Here is a 23,400-nt window from a genome sequence, read left to right on the forward strand (position 1 = left end):
GTCGTAGGTCATGACGATGCGTCTCGGCCGCTGGACGCGGAGCGCGACGGCGGCACGGGGCGGCGGCGGGCCGGGCTGGCCGAGCTGGACGCCGTGGTCGCCCGGGCGGAGGAGGCCGGGCTGCGGGTGGAGGTCGAGCGACGGGGCGACCTGGCCGCGCTGGGCGGCGTGGAGGACCTGGTCGCCTTTCGGATCGTGCAGGAGTCGGTCACCAACGCCCTGCGCCACGCGCTGCCTGGCGCGGCCATGATCATCCGCCTTGAGCGCTCCGGCGACCTGCTGACCATCACGGCGACGGACGACGGCGGGCGGGCCACCGATCCGGACGCGTCCTCGCCCAGTGGCCGGTCCGGTCCGGGTGGGTCCTCGCCCGGTGGCCGGTCCGGTCCGGGTGCGTCCTCGCCCAGTGGCCGGTCCGGTCCGGGTGGGTCCTCGCCCGGTGGCCGGTCCGGTCCGGGTGCGTCCTCGGCCAGCGGCCAGTCCGGTGCGGGTGCGTCCTCGATCAGCGGTCGGTCCGATCCGGGCAGCGTGGGGCACGGGCTGGTGGGTATGCGGGAGCGGGTGGCGTTGCACGGCGGGAGGTTCGAGGCCGGGCCGGTTCACGGGGGCGGCTGGCGGGTCGTGGCGACGCTGCCGCTCGAGGCGGGGTTGCCGGCGGGGGCGCGGCCGTGACCGGGCCGATCCGGGTGGTCGTCGTCGACGACCAGGAGCTGGTGCGGGCCGGGTTCCGGATGATCCTCTCGGCGCAGGCGGACATGGCGGTGGTCGGGGAGGCCGGCGACGGGGCCGAGGCGCTGCGGCTGCTGCGCTCGGTGGCGGCCGACGTCGTCGTGATGGACATCCGCATGCCCATCATGGACGGGGTGGCGGCCACGGCCGAGATCGCGGCTCGGGACCGTGGCCCGCGGGTGCTGGTGCTGACGACGTTCGACACCGACGAGGACGCGTTCGCGGCGCTGCGGGCCGGGGCCAGCGGCTTTCTGCTCAAGAATGCGCCGCCGGGGGAGCTGCTGGCGGCCATCCGCGTCGTGGCGGCGGGGGAGGCGGTCGTGGCGCCGAGGGTCACGCGGCGGTTGCTAGACCGGTTCGCCGACCGGTTTGTGCTGCCCGACCCGGCCGCGGCCCCGTCCCGCCGCCCGGGCGCGGGCGCGGCGGGCGGGCTCGGGCTGCTGACCGATCGGGAGCACCAGGTGCTGCTCACCGTGGCCGAGGGCCTCTCCAACGCCGAGATCGGCGAGCGGCTGGGAGTGGCCGAGGCGACGGTCAAGACACACGTCGGGCGGATCCTGACGAAGCTCGGGCTGCGGGACCGGGTACAGCTGGTGGTGCTGGCGTACGAATCCGGCCTCGTCCGGCCCGAACGCTGACGCGGCCACCGACCGACAAAGCCTCGGAAACGCGGCCCTTGCCGTGCGGCCCTTGCCGTGCGGCCCTTGCCGTGCGGCCCTTGCCGTGCGGCCCTCGAACGCGGACATCGGACGCAGGCGCGGATGTGGGACGGGGCGGTGGGTCCCTGTGAGATGGCGCCGCTCGGGCGGTGTCTGTTTGGCGTGGCGCCGCCTGAGCGGGGCGGGCGGGTGTGGTGTGGCTTGGCGGTGGCCGTGGACGGGGTGTCTGCCTCGGGTGCCGCCGGAGTGGTGGCGCCGAGGGGGCGGCGGCCGGGTGGTCGGGGAAGGACGTAGTGCACGGCCGGGTCGGGGCGTCCAGCCCGCCGGTGAAGGTGCGGCGGCGGGCGCAAGACCGTTGCGGTGTCGCCGGCGGTCGCGGTCCGGGTTCACTGGGCCTTGCGGAGCGGGTGGGTTCTCGTGTCCAGTGGAGGGTGCGACCGGCGTGGGCTGGGACATCGCCATTTCCGCCATCGATATCAGCCGCGCCGAAGCATCATCAACGCGGACGTGGCGGCGGGCGTATCGACGGCGTCGTCATCGTCTTGCGAAGACGAGCAAGAATCAAACAGGGATGTGTCTGGATATTGCGCGCCGGTGTCGGCGGGGCTACCGTCCCTGTTGCACCGAACTATCCGCCAGCCGGTGCACCCCAAAGCGGCCGCAAGGCCATCACCCCCTCCGGCCTGTACCGACCCTTCGGCTCGATACCACCAAGCACAGCGAGGCAGCACCGGCGTCCACCCCGAAAACCGCCGACCGTGGGGCGCCGGGCGATGGGTCGCGTCTCCGGCACGTCGAAAGTGAGCGTCTCCATGCTCCGGCACATCAAACGAATGCGACCCCGGGCGCGAACGTCCGCGCTGGTCGCCGGCGCGACGCTGGCGGCCGCCGGCGTCGCCGTCGCCGTCGCCACGCCCGCCCTCGCGGCCGCTACCGGCGGGGTTGGCGCCACCCTGCCCTACGTCCAGGTGCAGGCCGAGAACAGCCCGACGAACGGCACCGTGATCGGGCCGAGCGCGGCCTACAACACGCTGCCGTCCGAGGCGTCCTACCGCAAGGCGGTGACGCTGCAGGGCGCCGGCAAGTACGTCGAGTTCACCACCCCGGTGGCGACGAACTCGATCGTGTTCCGCTACAGCATCCCGGACACCGGCAACGGCTCGGTGTACACGGCGCCGCTGTCGCTGTACATCGACGGCACCCGCAGCACGAACTTCACCCTCACCAACGCGTACAGCTGGTACTACGGTGGCTACCCGTTCAGCAACTCCCCGGGCGGCAACCCGCACCACTTCTACGATGAGGTCAACCGGCTCTTCCCGACCACCTACCCGGCGGGGACCAAGTTCCGGCTGCAGGTCGACGCGGACTCGACCGCGTCGTCGTACACCATCGACTTCGCCGACTTCGAGAACGTCGGGCCGGCGCTGTCCCAGCCCAGCGGCTCGGTCTCGGTGACCAGCAAGGGTGCCGACCCGACCGGCGCGGCCGACTCGACGGCGGCGTTCAACTCGGCGATCGCCGCAGCGGGTCCCGGTGGCACCGTCTGGATCCCGGAGGGCTCGTTCCGGATCCCTGGCAGCAACCCTGGCTGTGGCATGTCGTGCAGTCACATCATCGTGAACAACGTGACCATCAAGGGCGCCGGCATGTGGCGCTCGAGGGTCGTCGGCAATGCGCCTGGCTTCTACGGCAACTACGCGCCCAACGGCGGCACCAACGTCCACCTCTCCGACTTCGCGATCTTCGGCAACGTCCAGGAGCGCAACGACGGCGACCAGGTCAACGGCATCGGCGGCGCGCTGAGCAACTCCACCGTGGACCGGGTGTGGATCGAGCACCTCAAGGTCGGCGCGTGGATGGACGGGCCGTTCGACAACCTGGTGTTCAACCAGATGCGGCTGCGCAACTACACCGCCGACGGCGTGAACTTCCACAACGGCGTGACCAACTCGAAGGTCACCAACTCCGACGTGCGCAACGCCGGCGACGACGGTCTGGCGATGTGGGCGGAGATCAACGCCGACGCGAACAACTCGTTCGACCACAACACGGTGCAGTACCCGATCCTGGCCAACGGCATCGCGATCTACGGCGGCCACGACAACTTCGTGACCGACAACCGGGTCATCGACTCGGGCCTCAGCCAGGGCGGCGGCATCCACGTCGCGCAGCGCTTCGCCTCCACCCAGCTGGGCCGCACCGACGTGCTGCGCAACACGATCATCCGCTCCGGCAGCCTCGACCCGAACTGGCAGTTCGGCGTCGGCGCGCTGTGGTTCGACGCCCGTGACGGCGGCATGACCGGCCTGACCAACGTCGACAACATCCTGATCCAGCAGAGCCCGTTCGAGGCCATCCAGTTCGTCTCGGGCTCGAACATCTCCAACGTGAAGATCAACAACGCGACCATCCAGAACACCGGCACCTGGGCGATCCAGGAGCAGGTCGGCGGCGCGGCGACGATCAGCAACTCCACCGCCACCGGCGTGCAGGCCCCGGCCGCGATCTACAACTGCGGCGTCGGCTTCACGCTCACCGACGGCGGCGGCAACAGCGGGCTGTCCGGCACGGGCTGCTCGAACATCCAGAACCCGACCTTCCCGCCGTACCTGCCGGACAACGGCTCGAACATCAGCGTCAGCCCGAACGCCCTGGGCTTCGGCTCGGTGGTCACCGGCTCGACCAGCGCCGCGCAGTCGGTCACGGTCACCAACAGCGGCACCGCGTCCGCCCCGGTCGGCACGATCGCCGTCACCGGCGACTTCGCGCAGACCAACACCTGCGGCAGCAGCATCGCCGCCGGCGCGTCCTGCACGGTCAGCGTCACGTTCCGCCCGACCGTGGCGGGCGCCCGCAGCGGCTCGCTGACGGTCACCGCCTCGGGCATCACCAACACCGTGCCGCTGTCCGGCACCGGCGTGGCCCCCGGCCCGATCGTGAACGCCAACCCCGGCAGCCTGAGCTTCGGCGGTACCGTCGTCGGCGCTTCGGCGGCCACCCAGGCCGTGACGCTGACGAACAGCGGGACCACCGCGGCGACCGTGTCGAGCATCGCGGCGTCGGGCGACTTCAGCCAGACCAACAACTGCGGCGGCAGCATCGCCGTGGGCGCCTCCTGCACGGTCACGGTGACGTTCACCCCGACGGCGTCGGGCTCGCGCAGCGGCTCGCTCACCGTCACCAGCAACGCCAACAACAGCCCGACCACCGTCGCCCTGTCCGGCAGCGGCATCGGCACCGACACCAACATCGCGCTGAACAAGACGACCACGGCGTCCAGCCAGGTCAACGGCACGCAGGCGGCCACCACGGCGACCGACGGCAACGCCAACACCTACTGGGAGAGCGCCAACAACGCCTTCCCGCAGTGGATTCAGGTCGACCTCGGCACGGTGACCAGCATCGGCAAGGTCACGCTGAAGCTCCCGCCGGCGACCGCGTGGAGCACCCGGACGCAGACCCTGTCGGTCCTGGGCAGCAACGACGGCAACACCTTCAGCACGCTCGCGGCGTCGGCGGGCCGCACCTTCGACCCGGCGACCGGCAACGCGGTCAGCATCACGCTGCCGACCACCAGCACCCGGTACGTGCGGGTCAACGTCACCGGCAACACCGGCTGGCCGGCGGCCCAGATCGCCGAGTTCGAGGTGTACCCGAGCGGCGGCGGCACCACCACCTCGCCGACGCTGTCGGCGAACGTGGCCTCGCTGAGCTTCGCCACCCAGGCGCTGAACACCACCAGCGCGGCGCAGGGGGTCACCTTCACCAACACCGGCACCGCGGCGGCGAGCGTCTCCGGGGTGTCCGTGACCGGTGACTTCAGCCAGACCAACAACTGCGGCTCGATCGCCGTCGGCGCGTCGTGCACCGTCAACGTGAGCTTCCGGCCCACGGCGTCGGGCACCCGCACCGGCACGCTGACCGTGACCAGCAACGCGTCGAACAGCCCGACCACGGTCGCGCTGAGCGGCACCGGCGCGGGCACCACGCCGACCAACCTGGCGGCCGGCAAGCCCACCTCGGAGTCGAGCCACAACAGCGTGTACACCTCGAGCAACGTGACCGACGGCAACCAGGGCACCTACTGGGAGAGCGCCAACAACGCCTTCCCGCAGTGGGTCCAGGTCGACCTCGGCTCGGCGCAGAGCGCGTCGCGGATCGTGCTGCAGCTGCCCGCCACCTGGGGCCAGCGCACCCAGCGCATCCAGGTCCAGGGCAGCACCGACGGCTCGTCCTTCACCGAGCTCAAGGCGGCGACCGACTACTCGTTCGCGCCCGGCTCCAACAACACCGTCACCATCACGTTCGGCGCGACCAGCCAGCGGTACTTCCGGCTGAACATCTCGTCGAACACCGGATGGCCGGCGGCCCAGATCTCCACCTTCGAGGTCTGGAACAGCTGACGTTTCGCAGGGAGCCCCGCACCGGTCACCGGTGCGGGGCTCCTTTCTGTAAGGCCTTGACGTAACCCATTTGTGGCAAGGAAGATTACGCGCCGTGGCGGCACGGCAGACGCATCCCCGCGACCTGTGGAGCCGCGATCTGGGCGGGACGGCCAGGCGGGTCGCGGAGACCTTGCGCCTGTACGGGCCCCGGACCCGAGCCGAGCTCGTCACGCTCAGCGGCCTGTCACGCCCGACGGTCTCGGCCGTGCTCACCGACCTCGGCGGGGCCGGCCTGGTGAGCGAAAAGGTCGGCGCCGCGGCCCGCCCCGTCGGTGGCCGCCCGGCCTCCGTGGTCCAGCTGACCCGGCGGGCCGGCATAGCGGTCGGCGCCGACATCGGTCGCCGGCACGTGCGGGTCGCCGTCGCGGACCTCGGCCACGCGGTCATCGCCGAGCGCGAGGCGCGCACCGACTTCGACATCGACGACCGGCCGCTGGACGCCCTGGAGCTCGCGGTCGGGCTGGTCGACGCGGCGCTGGACGACATCGTGGCCACCCGCGACGACGTCGTCGGCGTCGGGCTCGGGGTGCCCGCCCCGATCACCCGCGACTGGCGCATCGGCTCGCCGCCCATGCTGCCCGGCTGGGCCGACCTGCGCCCCGCCGACGAGCTCACCGCCCGGCTGGCGCTGCCGGTGCGGGTCGACAACGACGCCAACCTGGCCGCGCTCGGCGAGTACGTCTGGGGCGCCGGCCGCGGCTGCACCGACCTCGTCTACGTCAAGCTCGCCACCGGCATCGGCGCCGGGATCGTCCTGGACGGCCGGCTCTACCGCGGGGCGGCCGGCACGGCGGGCGAGCTCGGCCACGTCACCCTCGACGCCCGCGGGGCGGTCTGCCGGTGCGGCAACCGCGGCTGCGTCGAGCTGGCCGTCGGCGGCCGTGCGCTGCTCGCCCACGCCCGCCAGTCCCACCCGGAGCTGCACGACCTCAAGGGTCTCGTCGCCCTGGCCCACGCCGGGGATCCCGGGTGCCGGCGGCTCATCATCGACGCGGGGACGCAGCTGGGGTACGCCCTGGGCAACCTCGTCAACCTGATCAACCCGCAGCGCGTGCTGCTGGGCGACGAGCTCGGCGCCGCCACCGACCTGCTGCGCGAGCCGCTGCAGCGCGGACTGGCCGAGACGGCGCTGGCGGCGGCGGCCGAGGCGGTCGAGGTGGTGCAGAGCTCGCTGTCGCTGCGGGCGGCGTCGCTCGGCGCCGTGGCGCTGGCGCTGGGCATCGACACCGTCCCGTTCGCGGCCGCCATCCAGGTCTGACCTCGGCGCTACGACCGGGCCGCCGTCGACGCGGTCGGGGCCGGGGTCACCGTGCGGGCCGACATGCGCGACCTGGCGAAGTTCCCGGAACGCCTCGTCGGTTAGGACGATTTCTGCGAGCACCTCCGCCCGAATCGGATTCGGCGGGGGTGCTCGCACGCATGTTGATCTATATACTGATATCCTTGGGGGTCCGATCGGTTATGCCCGCGGAGGACGTGTGCTGTACTTTTTTCTCAGCTACGCCCGCGGGCCAGACGATCTGTTCGTAAGGCGCTTCTACAACGATCTTTGCAGCGAGGTCCGCGTCCACGCCGGTTTGGACCGCGACGCCGAGGTGGGATTCCTCGACAATCACAACATCGAACCGGGGCAGAACTGGCCCCAAGCGCTCATCAATGCCATCGCCGAGTGTGCGACTTTCCTGGCGCTCTATTCTCCGGCGTACTTCCTGAGCCAGCCCTGCGGCAAGGAATGGACGATGTTCGACCTGCGTTCGCGCGGCGCCCCGCACGGCGACGAGCAGGCGGTCGCGGGGCTGATCCCGGTCGTGTGGCTGCCGCCGCGGGAACTGCCCGAGGTGGCCAAGACCGTCCACTACGACCTGGACGTGGAGGAAGAGGCCTACCGGCGGCGCGGGCTGCGCCAGCTGCTGCGATTACAGCGCATGCACGACGCCTACATCGAGTTCCTCTCGACGATCGCCGAGCGGATCGTCAGCGCCGCCGCCGTGCCCCCGCCGCGCGGCTCGACGCAGCTGGACTTCGACCGGCTGGAGAGCGCCTTCCATCCCAGCGCGGCCCCCGACGCGGGCCAGGGCAGGTGGACCGGCCAGACGATCCACTTCGTGATCGCCGCGCCGTCGCGCCCCGACGCCGAGACGATCGAGCGCGACGGCGGCTTCTACGGCCGCGACCCGCTGGACTGGGCGCCGTTCTGGCCGGTGCAGGCGCGGCCGCTGCGGGAGTACGCCGAGAAGGTCGCCTCCGAGCTGGGCTTCGACTCGCGGTTCACCGGCCTGGACCGGCTCGGCGACCGGGTCAAGGTGGCCCAGCAGAACAACCACATCGTGGTGCTGCTGGTCGACCCGTGGTGCGCCGACGTGGCCCTGCACCGGGAGTTGCTGCTGGAGTACGACCATCATCGCGAGCACGTCTCGGCGATGCTCGTGGTGATGAGCGCCGGCGACGTGCAGACCCAGGAGCACAGCGCCCGCCTTGCCGGGCTCATGCACGACACGCTCGGCAACAACGAGCGCCGCCTCGACGAGGTGATGCTGCGGCGCAGCGTGCTGACCGGGCCCGCCTTCGAGGCGGATCTGGCGGTGGTACTCGCCGAGGCCCGCAACCGCCTGGTCGCCGACGGCCGCGTGTTCCGCCGCCCGCCCCCGGGCCAGTACGCTCCCCGCCCGATTCTCGAAGGACCGTAGGAGGGACGATGACCGACACAGACCACAGCGCGCGGACGTCCGGGCAGATCGTCACCTTCTACTCGTACAAGGGCGGCTCCGGCCGGACCATGACCCTGGCCAACATCGCCTGGATCCTGGCCAGCAACGGCTACCGGGTGCTCGCCGTCGACTGGGACCTCGAGTCGCCGGGCCTGCACCGGTACTTCCACCCCTTCCTGCTGGACAAGGAGCTGCGCAACTCCCCGGGCGTCATCGAGATGCTCACCCAGTTCGTCACCGCCGCCCTGCAGCCCGACCGCGACGACGACCTCGAATGGGTCGACGAGCAGGCCCAGGTGCTCGACCACGCGGTGTCGCTGGACTGGCAGTTCCCCGGCGGGGGCGGCATCGACATGCTGCCCTCGGGCCGGCAGAACCGCTCCTACGCCGCCGCGGTGAGCACCTTCGACTGGCCGAAGTTCTACGACCGGCTGCCCGGCGCCGCGTTCATCGACGCGCTGGCCCGCAACATGCGCGAGCACTACGACTATGTGCTCATCGACAGCCGCACCGGCCTGTCCGACGCGGCCGGCGTCTGCACCGTGCTGCTGCCCGACACCGTGGTCAGCTGCTTCACGCTGAGCATCCAGAGCGTCGACGGTGCCGTGGCGGTCAGCGAGTCGATCCGCCAGCAGCGGCGCGGCCGGCCGATCCGCTTCCTGCCCGTGCTCATGCGGGTCGAGGACGCCGAGCAGGTGAAGCTCGACATCGGCCGCGACCACGCCCGGCAGCGCTTCCGGCCGTTCCTGGAGCATCGCAGTCCGGACGAGGCCAACCGGTACTGGGGCGACGTCGAGGTCCCCTACAAGCCGTACTTCGCCTACGAGGAGATCCTGGCCACCTTCGCCGAGCGCCCCCGGCTGGAGACCTCGCTGCTGGCCGCGTTCGAGCGGCTGGCCGGGGTGCTCACCGACGGCGCGGTGCGGGAGATGCCGGCCATCGACGAGGCCAAGCGCCGGCACTGGCTCTTCGAGTTCGAGCGGCCCCGCCCGAGCAGCGCCTCGGACGTGCTCATCAGCTACGCCGCGGTCGACCGCATGTGGGCGGAGTGGATTCAGCAGCGGCTCATCGACGCCGGCATGCGGGTGGCGCTGCACGACATCGACTCGGTCACCGGGCAGCACTTCACCACCGAGCTGGAGCGGCGGCTGGCCACCATCGGGCGGACCCTCGTGCTGCTGTCCAAGGACTACGTCTCCTCGCCGCAGGCGGCCCAGCTGTGGCAGCTGCTGGACAGCCGGACCGCGGCCGGGGCGCCGGCCGTGATGCCGATCCGCCTGGACAGCACCCGGCTGTCCGCGCCGTTCACCGAGCGGCTCCCCACCGACCTGGCCAACCTGCCCCGGGATCGGGCGCACGAGGCCGTGCTCACCGCGGTCGGCGCCATCATGCACACGGTCGGGCGCCCCGGCGAGGCCGACGACGCCGGCGGGCCGCGGTTCCCGGGCGCGCTGCCGCCGATCTGGAACGTCCCGCAGCGCAACCCGGCCTTCACCGGCCGCCGCGACACCCTCGAGCAGCTGCGGGACCGCCTCTCGGCCAGCGTGACCGTGGTCGTGCCGCAGGCCCTCTACGGCCTCGGCGGCGTCGGCAAGACGCAGGTGGCGATCGAGTACGCGTACCGCTTCGCCGCCGACTACGACCTCGTCTGGTGGATCTCGGCCGAGCAGGTCTCCCAGGTCCGCTCGACCCTCGGCGAGCTGGCCCGGGAGCTCAAGCTGCAGGAGGCGGACACCCTCGGCGAGAGCGTGCGGATGGTCCGCGACGCGCTGCGCCAGGGCCGGCCGTTCAAGCGCTGGCTGCTCATCTTCGACAACGTGGGCGACCCGGAGAGCATCCGCGAGTTCATCCCGCAGGGCAGCGGCCACGTGCTGCTCACCTCGCGCAACCAGGAGTGGACGCAGGACGCCCACGTCGTGGAGATCACCACGTTCACCCGGGCGGAGAGCATCACCTTCCTGACCCGGCGGGTGAGCGGCCTGTCCCCGGAGCACGCCGAGGCGGTCGCCAACCGGCTCGGCGACCTGCCCCTGGCGATCGAGCAGGCGGCGGCGTGGCTGTCGGAGACCGGCATGCCGGTGAGCCGGTACCTCGAACTGCTCGACACCCAGCCGCTGCGCATCCTCGCCGAGAACGCGCCGGTGGGCTACGAGCAGACGACCGCCGCGACCTGGCAGCTGTCGCTGGAACAGCTGCGCAAGCAGTCCCCGGCCGCGGCCAAGCTGCTGGAGATCTGCGCCTTCTTCGCGCCCGAGCCCATCCCGACCCGGCTGCTGTACACCCCGCGGTTCACCCAGCCGCTGCTGGAGTACGACCCGGCCCTGCACGACCCGATCCGCCAGGGCCGGCTGATCCGCCAGATCGGCCGCTACGCCCTGGCCTCGGTCGACTCCGGCCAGACCATCATGCAGATCCACCGGCTGGTCCAGGCGGTCATCCAGGGCAGCCTCACCGACGCTGAGCGGGAGGAGAACCGGCGCCACGTCTACCAGGTGCTGGCCACCGCCGAGCGGGCCGACCCGGACGACTTCACCAGCTGGCCCGCCTACGCCCGGCTCCTGCCGCACGTGCGCGGCTCGCGGGCCAACTCCTCCTCCGACCCGTCGGTGCGGCTGTTCGTGGTGGACGTGGTGCGGTACCTCTGGTCCCGCGGCGACTTCAGCAGCAGCCAGGAGCTGGCGGAGGAGACGGTCGCGATCTGGCGGGCCGACCCGCGCATCGGCGAGGACGCGCTCACCCTGCTGCTCGACTTCCATCTCGGCAACGCGCTGCGGTCGCAGGCGTTCTTCGACCGGGCGCTGGAGATCGACCAGCGGGCGCTGGAGCGGCTCAAGGAGGTCGTCGAGGAGGAGGACGACCCGTACATCGTGATGACCGCCGGCGGCGTGGCCGCCGACCTGCGCGCGCTGGGCCGCTTCCAGGAGGCGCGGGAGCTGGCCGAGGAGACCTTCGCGCGGGCCCAGCGCACCTTCGGCGAGGAGCACTCCCGCACGCTCGCGGCGGCCAACAACGTGGCGGTGTCGCTGCGCCTGGTCGGCGACTTCCGCGGCGCCGCGTCCTACGACCAGGATGTCATGGAGCGGCTGCGCCGGGTCTCCGGCGAGCGGCACCTGACCACCCTGCTGGCGGCCAACAACTACGCGCACGACCTGCGGGCCATCGGCCGCTTCGAGGAGTCCCGGGAGCTGCTGGAGTCGACGCTGCAGACCTACCGCAACATCCTCGGCGACTCCGCGCCCGCCACGCTGCGCGCGGCCAAGAACATGGCGGTGACGCTGCGCAAGCTGGGCGACATCCGGGCCGCCCGGCAGCTCACGAACGACACCCTGCAGCGGTACCGCGACCTGCACGGCGAGGAGCACCCGGACACCCTGTCGTGCCTCATGAACGCGGCGTTCGAGGAGTCGGCGCTGGGCAACGGGGAGGCGGCCGAGCGCATCGCCCGGCAGGTGCTGGTCGGCTACGAGAGCCTCTACGACGAGAAACACCCGTTCCGCCTCGCGGCGCTGAACAACCTCGCCATCTTCGCCCGGATGGGCGGCAAGCACGAGGAGGCCCGGGCCTTCTCGATGCAGGCCTGCGAGCGGTTCGAGCAGGCGCTCGGCGCCGAGCACGTCTACACGCTGTCCAGCCGCATCAACCTGGCCAACGTCATCTTCGACGAGGGCGGCCTGCACGAGTCGCGGGAGCTCGACGAGAAGGTGTGGACGGCCCTGGATCAGGTGCTCGGCGGCGACAACCCGGACACCCTGGCCGCGGCGGCCAACCTGGTGGTGAGCCGGCGGCGGACCGGCGACTGGGAGGGCGCGGACGAGCTGTTCAAGATCACTTTACAGCGAAGCCGCTCGGCGCTGGGGGAGCATCACCCCAACACGCTGGCCCTGCGCGAGGGCCGGCGGCTCAACTGCGACATCTCGCCGCCGCCGACGTAGGCGGCGCGGCACGGCGGGCCCGGGGCGTTGCCGCTTCGGGCCCGTTCGCGTCTGCGGTGCATTGGTGTTGCCCGGCGGTACCGCCGCAAGTACATGATCGGGAAATGACCGACGCCCGGCTCCGCGCTATCGGGGTGGCGTTTGCCGGGCGGCGTTGGGTCGGAAAAGTGGCCTAGAGGGCCGACGAAAAGGCGGAGACCGTGAGCAGGTCCCGCTCCTTCGGGTTGAACAGGCGCCGCATCACGCTGTCGAGGGTCGAGGACGTGGCCGAGTCGGGCTCGGTCATTAATGCCTGCAACCGCACCGTCGCGAGTTCCAGGAGCTCGTCCTGAACCTCGTTCGCACCTGGCTTGTCCATGGCTTCCACCTAAAAGATCGTTTGGATGTTGATGTTGTTACCGACCCTCCCGAGAGATCTCGCTTCTCCCGAGGATGGCCTAGATGCAAGCACGCGGACTCACCGGCCGCGGATGAACCAGGCAGATGATACTCAGGCGCTGCCACGATCGTTGCCCGGCCCCGGCCCGACACGCAGAACTCTCGCGAGTATTACAACACAGCAAAACTCGGCCGGTCATTGGTTCGTCCGACCGGCTTTCAGCAGTTCGGTCGCCGCGTTGGGATGGCCGTTGCGCTGCAGTTCCAATACGACATCCTTGAGCAACTCGGGCCGGGTCGGCAACAGCCGATGCACCAGCCCACCGCTCGGGTCCGAACGATCCTGCGCGCCGGCCGCGAGGGCCCAGGCGACGGACATCCCGATCCAGGCCTCGTCGTCCGCGGCGTCGGCGTCCAGCCGGGCCAGGAACGCCGCCTCGGCGCCGGCCGCGTCGCCGTCGAGCAGCATCGCGCCTGGTGTCGATGGGTCAGGGCCAGACGGCCCCACTTGGCCGGTCCGGCCGTCCAGCCAGCGGTGCAGCTCGCCGAGCAGGCCGGGGGCGTCGGCCGGGGTGGCCGCCGCGCCGCCCGCGATGGACCCCCGCCCGGCCATGCTTCCGGGTGGCGTGCCGAAACGCAGGTGACTGAGCAGACCTTGCGACTCCCGGGGGTCCGCGCGCGCGTTGAGCAGTAACCAGCGGACCGTTTGCGCGGTGACGAACAAATATGCCCGCGACGCGATGTCCGGCGCGATCTCCTCGGCCTCCCAGTCGTCCAGGGTGGCCCGCAGTGTCGTCGCGAAATACATACCGGCGTCGGTCAATTCGCCGCCGCTGATCAGGTTTTCGATGGCGATCCGATTCATCGCGCGCCAGTACGCGAACTGGGCGGCGGCGCGGCGCGGGTCGCCGTCGGGGGCGTGGCGGCGGGTCCGCCAGTAGTCGGTCACCCCGGCGTGTGCGTAGATGCCCTGCAGCAGCGCGCCGGTCGGGCGCGGGTCCAGCCGCCAGGGTGCGTGCAGGCGGGCCTCCCGCCCGCCGGTGTGCAGCTCGCAGAGGTCCAGCAGCGCGCCGAGCTTTGCGTGCATGTACTCGTGGATGAGCAGCAGGGCGAGGTCGGCCGCGGTGTCGGGGACGGCGGCGCCGACCGAGCCGCAGGCGTGGCGGGAGGCGGCACTGACCAGCGCGCCGCCGTCCGGGGTGGCCAGCGGCACCAGGCAGCGCAGGCTGTGCCGCAGCGCCTCGGCGTGCCGTGGGTGCTCCTGCTCGATGAGCTGCCAGGCGTCGACGAGCAGCTTCTCCAGGTGGCCGGCCCGGGGGTCGGCGAGGGTCGGCAGGGGGCGCCAGCCGTAGCAGTCGCGGTACGGGTCCTGGTCCTCGATCGCCAGCCGCCAGCCGCCGAGGTCGACCGAGCGCAGCGCCTGCCAGCCGGGGCCGCCGCGGTCGACGACCACGCCGTTCGCGCCCGTGCAGCGAAGGCCGGACGCGGTGGCGGCGACCCGCGCCGGGCCCGGGCCGAGGCCGGTCGCGCGGCCGAGCCCGGGTATGGTCGCCGCGCCGTCCACCGTGGGGACCTCGATGTCGAAGGTCAGGCCGGCCGCCACGGCGGCGGCGACGGCGTAGGCGGCCAGGAAGCCCAGGTCGTTGCCCGGGTCCGCCAGCGTCTTGGCCCGTTCGGCGTCGGCCAGGCGGTGCAGGCACACGGTGGCCCAGGCGTCGAGGTGCGGGTGGGCGAGCACCCCGGCCACCGCGGCCTCGTCGGCGTCCTCGGCCCGCCCGATGAGCGCGACGGCGGGCTCCAGCGCGGCGCCGTGGCGGGTCGGGCGGGCGGCCCGCAGTACCATCGCGATCAATGCCTTGCGCTTGGCGAGCTGGCCGGCGGCGAGCACGGCCATCGCCCCGGCGTCGCCGTAGCCGGCGGCGATGCCGGCGAACTGCTCGGCGCTGAGCAGCAGACGTTCGTTACTCACTGAGAGACCACCGCTGGTTGTTTCAGGTCGGCGCGGACCCGCCCGCCGATGTGGTTGATGAGGGCGAGGAGGTCGGCGCAGAAGACCGACGGGTTGTCGAAGCCGGTGCCGGCCGCGTAGCGGTGCGCCCGCAGGCCGCCGCCGCACACCTTGACCACCGGGCAGGCCTGGCAGGCCGCGGACAGCCGGTAGGGCGCGGCCGTGGCGAGGTGGTCGAGCACGTCGTCGAAGCGCTGGCCGGCCACGCCCAGGCCGGTGGCCGGGCCGCCCGCCGTCGTGGTCTTCAGCGCGTCGGACTGCTCGTAGCTGCCGTCGGTCTCCACGGTGATGACCCCGGGCGACTCGCCGCCGATCGACTCGGTGGCGCTGGGCAGGCTAAAGAGGCGGGCCATGATGGACTCGAACAGCCGGATGCGCGTGTTGGTCTCGACCGGGCGGTGCTCGTACCAGCGGTCGAAGACGCGCGTGAGCCACTCGGCGTAGGGGACCGGGCGGTCCTGCCCGGCGGCCGGCTCGGCGGCCGGGATGCGCGGCGGCGGGTTGGTCCAGTTGCCGTGGGGCAACAGCAGGTCGACCTGGGGCGGGCGGAAGGCCAGCAGCCCGTCGAAGACCTCGTCCGGGTCGTTGTCGACGTCGATCGTGCACAGCAGGCCGCCGTAGACCGCGGCGTGCTCCGGGCGCATGAGCAGCGCGATGCCGGCGGCGATGCGGTCGTAGGAGCCGCGGCCGTTGGCGTAGCGGCGGTGGCGGTCGGTCGAGGCTTGGCCGCCGTCGACGCTCACCCCGACGCTGACGCCGTACTCGTGGAAGATCGCCAGGAACCGCTCGTCGATCAGGATCCCGTTGGTCTGTATGGCGAAGCGGGTCGCCGGGAACGCGTCGCGGATCGCCCGCAGGGCCGCCTCGACGCCGTCGTGCCCGGCGAGCAGGGGTTCGCCCCCGTGCAGTACCACCCGGAGATCGCGCAAATCATGATCGCGCGCATGCTCGTCAATGCGCTGTGCGATCCGCTCGAGCGTCGCCGCACTCATCGTCGTCGGCTGGGCCCGCCAGCTTTGATCGACGCTCTCATATACATAGCAATAATCGCAGCTCAGATTGCATCTACTGTGAATCTTGAGAACGATTTGGCGCATCGACGTGCCCACGGGGACCAATCTTGGGGTGTGGGTCAACGAGTGTCTAGCGGATCCCCTAAGTCTAACCCTTTGACCGGGGTGGTCCGGCCTTCTCGGCGGTTGCCACGTACTGGTCCCCGTCACTGGATGGCCCGTATTCTTACCCCCTGCGCCAGGAGATTCCACGGACCGGGAGGCAGCCTTGCTCGAGGTGCTCGACCTGCCCGGCGACCGGCGCATCGTCTACGAGGACTCGGGCAACCGCGACGGCCGCCCGGTGATCCTGCACCACGGCACCCCGGGCAGCGCCGACGGGCCGAAGCCGCGGCACTCCATCCTGTACCGGCTCGGCGTCCGCCTCGTCGCCTACTGCCGGCCCGGCTACGGCGGCTCCAGCCGGATGCGCGGCCGCACGGTCGCCCGGGCCGCCGGCGACGTGACCGCCCTGGCCGACGCGCTCGGCCTGGAGCGCTTCGGGGTGCTGGGCCGCTCGGGCGGTGGCCCGCACGCCCTCGCGACCGCCGCGCTGCTGCCCGACCGGGTGACCCGGGTGGCCGCCCTGGTGAGCCTGGCCCCGCCGGACGCGATCGGCCTGGACTGGTACGGCAACATGACCACGGACAACCAGCGCTCCTACCGCGCGGCGTCGCTCGACGAGGAGCTCATCGCCGAGCAGGTGCGGCTGCGGACCAACCGGGTGAACGACGACCCGGCCCACCTGCTGCGCCTGCTGCGCGAGGAGATGCCGCAGGCGGACAAGAACATGGTCGAGGACGAGACCATCGAGCGGCAGCTGCTGCGCACCTACGCGGTGGCGCTGGGCGACGGGCCGTACGGCTGGATCGACGACCTGCTCGCCCTGCGCGCCGAGTGGGGGTTCCGCTTCGACGACATCCGATCGCCGGTGCGGCTGTGGCACGGCGCGGACGACCGCTTCGCCCCGGTGAGCCACACCCGGTGGCTGGCCGAGCACGTGCCGGGGGCCCAGCTGGAGGTCGAGTCCGGCGCCGCCCACTTCGCCGCGCTGCGCGTGATGCCCCGGATGATCCGCTGGCTGGCCGAGGCCGACGAGCCGCCGAGCGCCGCGGCCTGAGGCCTGTCAGTCGCGGCCTGAGTCCGGTCGGTCGCGGCCTGGAGCTGGTGGGTTGCGGCCGGGGCCGGTTGGTGGCGGTGATCGAGTCAGTAGGGGTCGATCGAGCGCAGGGCCTCGGGTGTCGGAAACACGACATCCGGCGGCGCGGCGGCGGCCCGGCGGGTCTCCGGATGGTCGTCGCCCAGCGCGCGCCGCAGCCGGTCAGTCAGGTCCGCCAGGCGCCGGGCCGTGGCGGCCCGGTCGGCCCGGCCGGCGTCGAGGAGGGCCAGGTTGACCGCGGCGGTCAGGGCCAGCGGGTGGTACGGCGGCAGGACGGCCGCCAGCTCGGCCACCGACCCGGCGGCCAGGCGGTGGGCCTGCTCCCGCTCGCCGGCCGCCCAGCCGACCAGGGCGAGATTGGCCCGCGTGATGACGGTGCGCGGGTGGGCCGGCCCGAGCAGGGTGCCGTAGCGCTGCTCCACGCCGGTCAGCTCGGCCCGGGCCCGCTCGACGTGGCCGGTGGCCAGCAGGGTGAGCCCCCAGCTGTGGCGGCAGGCCAGGGTGTCGGGGCCGGCCGGGCCGCACAGCCCGGCGAACTGCTCGTAGGCCTGCTCCAGCAGCGGGGCGGCCTCCAGGGGGTGTCCGTCCAGGCGCAGGGAGACGGCCAGGCTGCTGCGCACCGTCAGGGCGGCCCGCGAGCCGGCGCCGAAGACGTCCGCCACGGCCGGCGCCAGCGCGCGCAGCAGCTCCGCCGACTCGCCGTAGCGGCCGGCGTCGCGCAGGTCGCGGCCCACGTTGGCGGCGGCGCGCAGCACGGCCGGGTGCTGGTCCGGGCCGGGGAACGGGCGGAAGCCGCGGACCCGCTCGTCGCAGCGCATGGCCGCGCGGTACTGCCCGGCCGCCCGGTAGGCGGTGGCCAGGCCGTTGAGGGCGTTGAGGGTCTGGGTGTGCTCGGCGCCGACCACCCGGGCCCAGGCGCGGTACGTCGCCCGGGCCTCGTCCAGCGCCTCGGCGTAGCGGCCCAGGGCCCGCAGGTCGGCAGCCCGGCGGTCGCGGGTGGCCAGCGTCGCCGGGTGGTGGCGGCCGAGCAGCGCCTCCTGGGCGGCCCGGATCTCCTCGTCGAGGGCGAGGGCCTCGGCGTGGCGGCCCTGGTCGCGCAGGATCGCGGCGCGCACCCCGCGCAGCCGCAGCAGCTGGGCGGGCCGGCCCGGCGCCCCGCCGGCCGTCCACTCCTGCTCGACCCGGCGGGCCAGCCGCTCGGCCTCGGCGCGGGCGCCCGCGTGGCGCAGGTGGCGGATCCGGTCCACGACCAGGCCGCGGACCGCCTCGTCCGGGCAGGCGGCGGCGCCCGACACGGCCAGGTGCGGCCAGATCAGCGCGAACTGCGGCCAGGAGCGCGGATCGTCCACGTCGTGCCCCTTGGCCAGGCCGGCCAGCGCCAGGTGGACCTGGTGGCGGGCCTCGTCCAGGTCCTCCGGGCTCATTCGCTCCCGGACCACCCGCTGCAGCAGGGGGTGCATGTGCACCCGGCCGGCCGGCAGGTCGGGGCGCAGCAGGCCGAGCCGACTGATCTGCTGAACCAGCGTGGCCGGCATCAGGCGGTCGGCCACCGCGGCCTGGTAGGGCTTGAGCACCTCGGCCATCACGTCGCTGTACACCACGTCGGTGGCGGTGTCGGGGGCCAGCACCGAGAACAGCTGGAGCAGCCGGTGGGCCCCGGGGGACTGGGCGCGCAGCCGGGCCAGGGAGCGGTCCCAGACGCGCTCGGCGGTGGGCAGCTCGCGCCGGTCGCCGGCCAGCGCGGCGAGGAAGGCGGGGACGGCGGCGCCCGTGCGCACCAGGGTCTGGGCCGCCTCGGCGACGGCCACCGGCAGGTCGCCGACCGCCTCCGCGACCGCGTCGGCGTCCGCGGTGCGCAGCGCGGGCACGCGCCGGCGCAGGTACACGATGCTCTCCTCGCGGGCGAAGACGCCGACCGGCGCGGAGTGGAAGCCGCCGCCCCAGGAGAGATTGCGCGACGTGATGAGGACCTGGCCGCTGCCCTGGGGCAGGAAGTGGCGGACCTGCTCGTAGTCGTCGGCGTCGTCGAGCACGATCAGCCAGCGCCGGTAGGGCTCGCCGCGGCGCAGCGCCCGCAGTACCGCCGAAGGAGCCTCGTCCACGCCGAGGGCCCTGGCCACGGCGGCCAGCCCGCTCGGAAGATCGCCGCAGTCGAGCCACCACACCACGTCGTAGGCGGCGCGGAAGCGGTGGGCGTACTCCGCGGCCAGCGCCGACTTGCCCACCCCGCCGAGGCCGTGCAGCACCACCGGCGGGGTGGCCTGGCGCGGGTCGGCGTGCTCGTCGGGGCGCAGCCGGGCGCGCAGCCGGGCCAGGCCGGCGTCCCGCCCGATGAAGCCGGCCGGGCGGGGCGGGACGTGGAAGCGGGCCGGCTCCAGACCCGGGTACCGCAGGTTGCCCGGCGGATGCGGCGGCTCGCCGTGGCCGAGCAGCCGCAGCAGCTCCCGGGCCGCGGCCGCCTCCGGCAGCGCGTGCAGGCGGGCCGACGAGCGCTCCGGGTAGGCCGGCACCGCCTTGACGTCATCGATGTACACGGCCAGCGGCGGGCGCCCCGGCTCCTGGCCGGCCGGGCGGCGCTGCGCCTCGATGGCGGCCCGGCCGGCGGAGATGACGGTCAGCTCGCGAGCCCCCGAGGCGGCCGCGCGGTCGGACAGCACGGTCACGCCGGCCGCGGTCAGCGTCGCCGTGATCCACTCGGCCCACACCTGGTCCTCGGCGGCGTTGCGCAGCAGCACCGCGTCCTCGCGGGCGGCGACCAGGCGCAGGTACCGCCCGCCGGCCCGGTAGCGCAGCCCCTCCTCCAGCGGGGCCAGGGTCTTCACGTCGCCGTCGGTGAGATACCAGGCCAGCCGCTCGTACGCGGCCAGCAGCGAGTCCGGCTGCCCCGGCAGGTCGGTGAGGGTGGCGAGGACCTCCTCGTAGGCGTAGGCGGACTGGTAGGGCACCTGCACGTCGCGCCAGTACACCGCCAGCTCGTCCTCGCGCAGCCCCGCGGGCAGGCCGGCCAGGCGCTCGCGGGCCAGCCGGCGGCCGGCGTCGGCCCGGGCGCGGTGGGCCGGGTCGACGCGCATTGGCACCGGCAGCACCCGCGGCGGGTGCGCGGCGGCCGCCGCCACCCGGGCCGCCCGCTCGGCGCCCTCGATGCTCTTGTCGCTCAGCGTGAAGCAGGCCAGCACCACGTCGGGCAGGTGGGCCAGGCAGATCTGGGCCAGGTCGCCCAGGCCCGGCGGGCTGTCCACCAGCGTGTAGTCGTAGCGGGCGGCCATGGCCCGGCGCAGGGCGTCGAGGAGGCCGCCGCCGCCCTCCTCGTAGAACTGGTCCCAGTCGAGCCCGCCGAGGCCGCCGAGGGAGCCGGCGTAGGCCGCCTCCTGCCGCCCGGCCGGCAGGTAGTCGATGGTCCCGCCGCCGAAGTGGTTCCAGAGCACCGGCACCGGCGGGGTCTCGGCGAAGGGGTCGGCGGTGGCCCGCTCGAAGCGGCGCAGCAGGTCGGTGACCCCGCCGGACCCGGCGACCTGGGCGGCATCGAGGAACGGGTGGAGGTACCGGTGCAGGCCCGGCGACTCCAGGTCCGAGTCGACCACGAGCACCCGGCGGCCGGCCGCGGCGAGGACCCAGGCGAGGTTGGCCGTCGCCATGGTGCGCCCGGTCCCGCCAGTGAAGGAGTGGACCGTGACGATGCGACCCTGACCCTGCTGCGACACCCATCGATAATCCCCGAATATTGGCGGCCACCAAAGTCGTCCGCGTCAAATTTCTGGACATCGGCACCTGTCAGTGACGCCTCGGCTACCGCACACTGGAAATCCATCTGTTTCACCGTGGGGGCGGGGGTGCGGCGTGGCGGGGCCGGAGCCGATCGGCGGTAGGTCGGGCGTGACGATCCTGCGCTCGGCGTTCGGGATTCTCGGCCTTGCGGCGCTGGTGCTCGGCCTGGTCGGCATGCGCCGGCTGCACGTGTCGAACACGTGGTTCGACACCTGGTACTACACCCTCCAGCTGTACGTCCTGGGCTCCGACCCGCTGCAGACCGCCCCCGACTGGGTGCCGTGGCCGCTGCAGGCGGCGAGGTTCATGGCGCCGCTGTTCACCCTCGCCACCGTCGTGGAGACCGGCCGCGTGCTGCTGGCCGGGGAGGTTCGCCGGCTGCGCTCGCGCACCGCCCGCCGGCACGTCGTCGTCTGCGGCGACACCCCGTTCGCGCAGGCGCTGGCCGAGCAGCTCTTCGCCACGGGCCAGCGGGTGGTGGTCGTGCGGGCCGCGCCGTTCGGCACCTTCGAGCTGCGCCACCGCCGGATGCTCGGCGTGGCCGGTGACGCCCGCTCGCCCGAGGTGCTGCGGGCGGCCGGCCTGCGCCGGGCCCGGTGCCTGTACATCTGCGGCGACGACGACCAGTTCAACCACGCCGTCTCGGTCACCGCCGGCACCGAGCTGCAGCTGCGCCGCTCCTCGCCGTCGATCTACGTGCAGCTCAACCGGCAGCAGACGTGCCACTCGCTGCAGGCCCGCCGGCTCGGCGCGGCCAGCACCAACCTCTTCCGCCTCGACTACTTCCACGTCGACGACGTCGCCGCGCGCATGCTCTACCGCCGCCATCCCCTGCACCCGCCGGCCGCCGGCGACCCGCCGACACGGGTGCTGATCAGCGGCGACGACTCGTTCCCGCGGGTGCTGCTGGTGGAGACGGCGCGGTACTGGCGCTCGGTCGGCGGCTCCCCGGACCAGCTGCACATCGACCTCATCGGCCCCGACGCCGGCCGCACGCTGGCCACCCTCCAGGCCCGGTTCCCGTTCCTGGACCGGGTGTGCCGGGTGCACCCGCACGACGAGCGCCTCGACACCTGGCTGCCCCGGGTCACCCGCTCCCGCTACGATCGCATCTACCTCTGCCACCGCGACGAGCAGGGCATGCTGGACCTGGCCCTGGAGAGCCCGCAGCTGTGGCACGCGGCGAGCGAGCGCGTCTTCGTCGCCACCTACCAGGCCACGGCGCTGGCCGAGGCGTTCCACGGCGGTGAGCACAACGACCTGCTCGACGAGGTGGGCGGCAAGCTCGTCGTCTACCCCATCATCACCCGGGCCTGCGACGCGCCCCTCATCTCCGACGCCCTCACCGAGCGCCTGGCCAGGAGGTTCCATCAGCGGTACCTCGAGATGGCCCGCGGCGGCCCCAGCCCGATCAGCGCCGTGGCCTGGTCGCAGCTGTCGGAGTCGATGCGCAACGCCAACCGCGCCCAGGTCCAGGGCATCGCCGCCAAGATGCAGGCCCTCGGCTGCGTCATCGCGGTCCGCAACGGCGAGGACGGGCTGATCACGGAGGGAGAGCTGGAGCAGCTCGCCGAGCTGGAGCACAGCCGCTGGTGCGCCGAGCGGGAGAGCCAGGGCTGGCGGCACGGCACGCCGCGCGACGACCGCCGCCGCCTCCACCCGGACCTCGTCGACTGGCCCGGCCTGGCCGAGCCGGGCCGCGAGAAGGCGCGCGACGCGGTGCGGTACATGTCCGAGATGCTGGCCGACGAGGGCTTTACGATCGTCCGGCTGAACGAACCGATCGGCGCCCGCGCCGTCTAGTCACCTGCGGGGGACCTCATGCGCATCGGCATCACGGGCCACACCAACCTCACCGACAGCACCGCCGAGGTCATCCACCGGGCGTTGGTGCAGTACCTGCGGGCGCTGGACGGCGAGGACATCGTCGGGGTCACCTGCCTGGCCGACGGCGCCGACCAGCTCTTCGCCCGCGCGGTGCGCGAGGTCGGCGGGGTCTACGAGGTCGTGCTGCCCGCCCCGGACTACCGCGAGGTGCTGGCCCTCGACCGCCGCGAAACCTTCGACGCCCTCCTGGCGGGGGCCCACGCCGTCCTTCCGACGGGGGAACCGCGCGCGGGCGTGCGCGCGTACGTGGCCGCCAATCACCTTATGCTGGACCGCATCGACCGCCTCGTCGCGGTGTGGGACGGCGAGGAGCGCGACCACCCGGGCGGCACCGCCGACGTGGTACAGGACGCCCGCCGCCGCGGCGTCGACACGACGGTCATCTGGCCGGCCGGCGCCCGCCGCAAGTAGCGGTGGCCCCGGCTTCGTCCATCGCCCTGCGCAGCGGTTGCCGAGACGACCGCGCACCCGGTTTCGGCGCTCCCGGCCGAGGCTCCTCGGCCTGCGTCGAGGATGCGCGCTTGCGCTCGCGGTCGGCGGCAGGAGCGTGCGCCATGTGTCATGATGCGCTGCTGTTCGGGGCGGTGATTTCGGCCGGGCGCTGGGATAGTGGGATACATGGGCCAGCACTTCACCGACCCGGTCCGCGTGACCGGCCGCAGCGTTGAGCTGTGT

General features: G+C 72.9%; 13 protein-coding genes. 9 read left to right on the plus strand and 4 right to left on the minus strand.

Features of this window, described 5'->3' with window-relative positions; all coding sequences use genetic code 11:
* From AB0M46_RS36210 to fxsT (AB0M46_RS36235), 6 genes are all read left to right on the plus strand, one after another.
* A partial coding sequence (locus tag AB0M46_RS36210) for an ATP-binding protein (protein WP_363343678.1) occupies positions 1–672 on the plus strand: 672 nt, incomplete at its 5' end.
* A complete protein-coding gene (locus tag AB0M46_RS36215) occupies positions 669–1,367 on the plus strand; it encodes a response regulator transcription factor (RefSeq protein ID WP_363343680.1) in 699 nt (232 codons plus the stop codon). The genes AB0M46_RS36210 and AB0M46_RS36215, both read left to right, overlap by 4 nt.
* Before the next feature lie 854 nt (positions 1,368–2,221).
* The gene (locus AB0M46_RS36220; protein WP_363343682.1) at positions 2,222–5,794 is read left to right on the plus strand and encodes a choice-of-anchor D domain-containing protein; all 3,573 of its coding nucleotides are present in this window, start codon (positions 2,222–2,224) and stop codon (positions 5,792–5,794) included.
* Between the two features lie 94 nt (positions 5,795–5,888).
* Positions 5,889–7,094, plus strand: a complete 1,206-nt coding sequence (locus AB0M46_RS36225; protein ID WP_363343684.1) for an ROK family protein — start codon at positions 5,889–5,891, stop codon at positions 7,092–7,094.
* Positions 7,095–7,314: 220 nt separating this feature from the next.
* A complete protein-coding gene (locus AB0M46_RS36230) occupies positions 7,315–8,523 on the plus strand; it encodes a TIR-like protein FxsC (RefSeq protein WP_363343687.1) in 1,209 nt (402 codons plus the stop codon).
* 8 nt (positions 8,524–8,531) lie between these two features.
* Positions 8,532–12,476, plus strand: coding sequence for an FxSxx-COOH system tetratricopeptide repeat protein (gene fxsT, locus AB0M46_RS36235; RefSeq protein ID WP_363343689.1), 3,945 nt, complete (start codon positions 8,532–8,534; stop codon positions 12,474–12,476).
* A gap of 172 nt (positions 12,477–12,648) precedes the next feature.
* Here fxsT (AB0M46_RS36235) and AB0M46_RS36240 read toward each other — a convergent pair whose 3' ends face one another.
* The 3 genes from AB0M46_RS36240 to AB0M46_RS36250 form a co-directional block, all read right to left on the minus strand.
* Complete coding sequence (locus AB0M46_RS36240; RefSeq protein WP_363343691.1) at positions 12,649–12,843, minus strand: hypothetical protein; 195 nt, start codon at positions 12,841–12,843, stop codon at positions 12,649–12,651.
* Between the two features lie 207 nt (positions 12,844–13,050).
* Complete coding sequence (locus AB0M46_RS36245; RefSeq protein WP_363343693.1) at positions 13,051–14,823, minus strand: HEXXH motif domain-containing protein; 1,773 nt, start codon at positions 14,821–14,823, stop codon at positions 13,051–13,053.
* Complete coding sequence (locus AB0M46_RS36250) at positions 14,820–15,959, minus strand: FxsB family cyclophane-forming radical SAM/SPASM peptide maturase (protein WP_363343695.1); 1,140 nt, start codon at positions 15,957–15,959, stop codon at positions 14,820–14,822. The genes AB0M46_RS36245 and AB0M46_RS36250 overlap by 4 nt, the downstream gene beginning before the upstream one ends.
* Positions 15,960–16,152: 193 nt before the next feature.
* On the opposite strand from AB0M46_RS36250, the gene AB0M46_RS36255 reads away from it, so the two are divergent.
* A complete protein-coding gene (locus AB0M46_RS36255; protein WP_363343739.1) occupies positions 16,153–17,034 on the plus strand; it encodes an alpha/beta fold hydrolase in 882 nt (293 codons plus the stop codon).
* 86 nt (positions 17,035–17,120) lie between these two features.
* On the opposite strand, the gene fxsT (AB0M46_RS36260) is transcribed toward AB0M46_RS36255, so the two are convergent.
* Positions 17,121–20,774, minus strand: a complete 3,654-nt coding sequence (gene fxsT / locus AB0M46_RS36260) for an FxSxx-COOH system tetratricopeptide repeat protein (protein ID WP_363343697.1) — start codon at positions 20,772–20,774, stop codon at positions 17,121–17,123.
* Positions 20,775–20,946: 172 nt separating this feature from the next.
* Here fxsT (AB0M46_RS36260) and AB0M46_RS36265 point away from each other — a divergent pair, with 172 nt between their 5' ends.
* Both AB0M46_RS36265 and AB0M46_RS36270 read left to right on the plus strand, forming a co-directional pair.
* Positions 20,947–22,641, plus strand: coding sequence for a RyR domain-containing protein (locus AB0M46_RS36265; RefSeq protein ID WP_363343699.1), 1,695 nt, complete (start codon positions 20,947–20,949; stop codon positions 22,639–22,641).
* Positions 22,642–22,659: 18 nt separating this feature from the next.
* Positions 22,660–23,136: a hypothetical protein gene (locus tag AB0M46_RS36270; protein WP_363343701.1), complete on the plus strand. Its 477-nt coding sequence runs from the start codon at positions 22,660–22,662 to the stop codon at positions 23,134–23,136.
* Positions 23,137–23,400: the final 264 nt, after the last annotated feature.

Source organism: Dactylosporangium sp. NPDC051485, assembly GCF_040682015.1.
Lineage (GTDB): Bacteria > Actinomycetota > Actinomycetes > Mycobacteriales > Micromonosporaceae > Dactylosporangium.

Coding starts and splice junctions, on each gene's coding strand:
- AB0M46_RS36220 (WP_363343682.1), top strand. CDS start 2,222: ATGCGACCCCGGGCGCGAACGTCCGCGCTGGTCGCCGGCGCGACGCTG.
- fxsT (WP_363343689.1), top strand. CDS start 8,532: ATGACCGACACAGACCACAGCGCGCGGACGTCCGGGCAGATCGTCACC.
- AB0M46_RS36250 (WP_363343695.1), bottom strand. CDS start 15,959: ATGCGCCAAATCGTTCTCAAGATTCACAGTAGATGCAATCTGAGCTGC.
- AB0M46_RS36270 (WP_363343701.1), top strand. CDS start 22,660: ATGCGCATCGGCATCACGGGCCACACCAACCTCACCGACAGCACCGCC.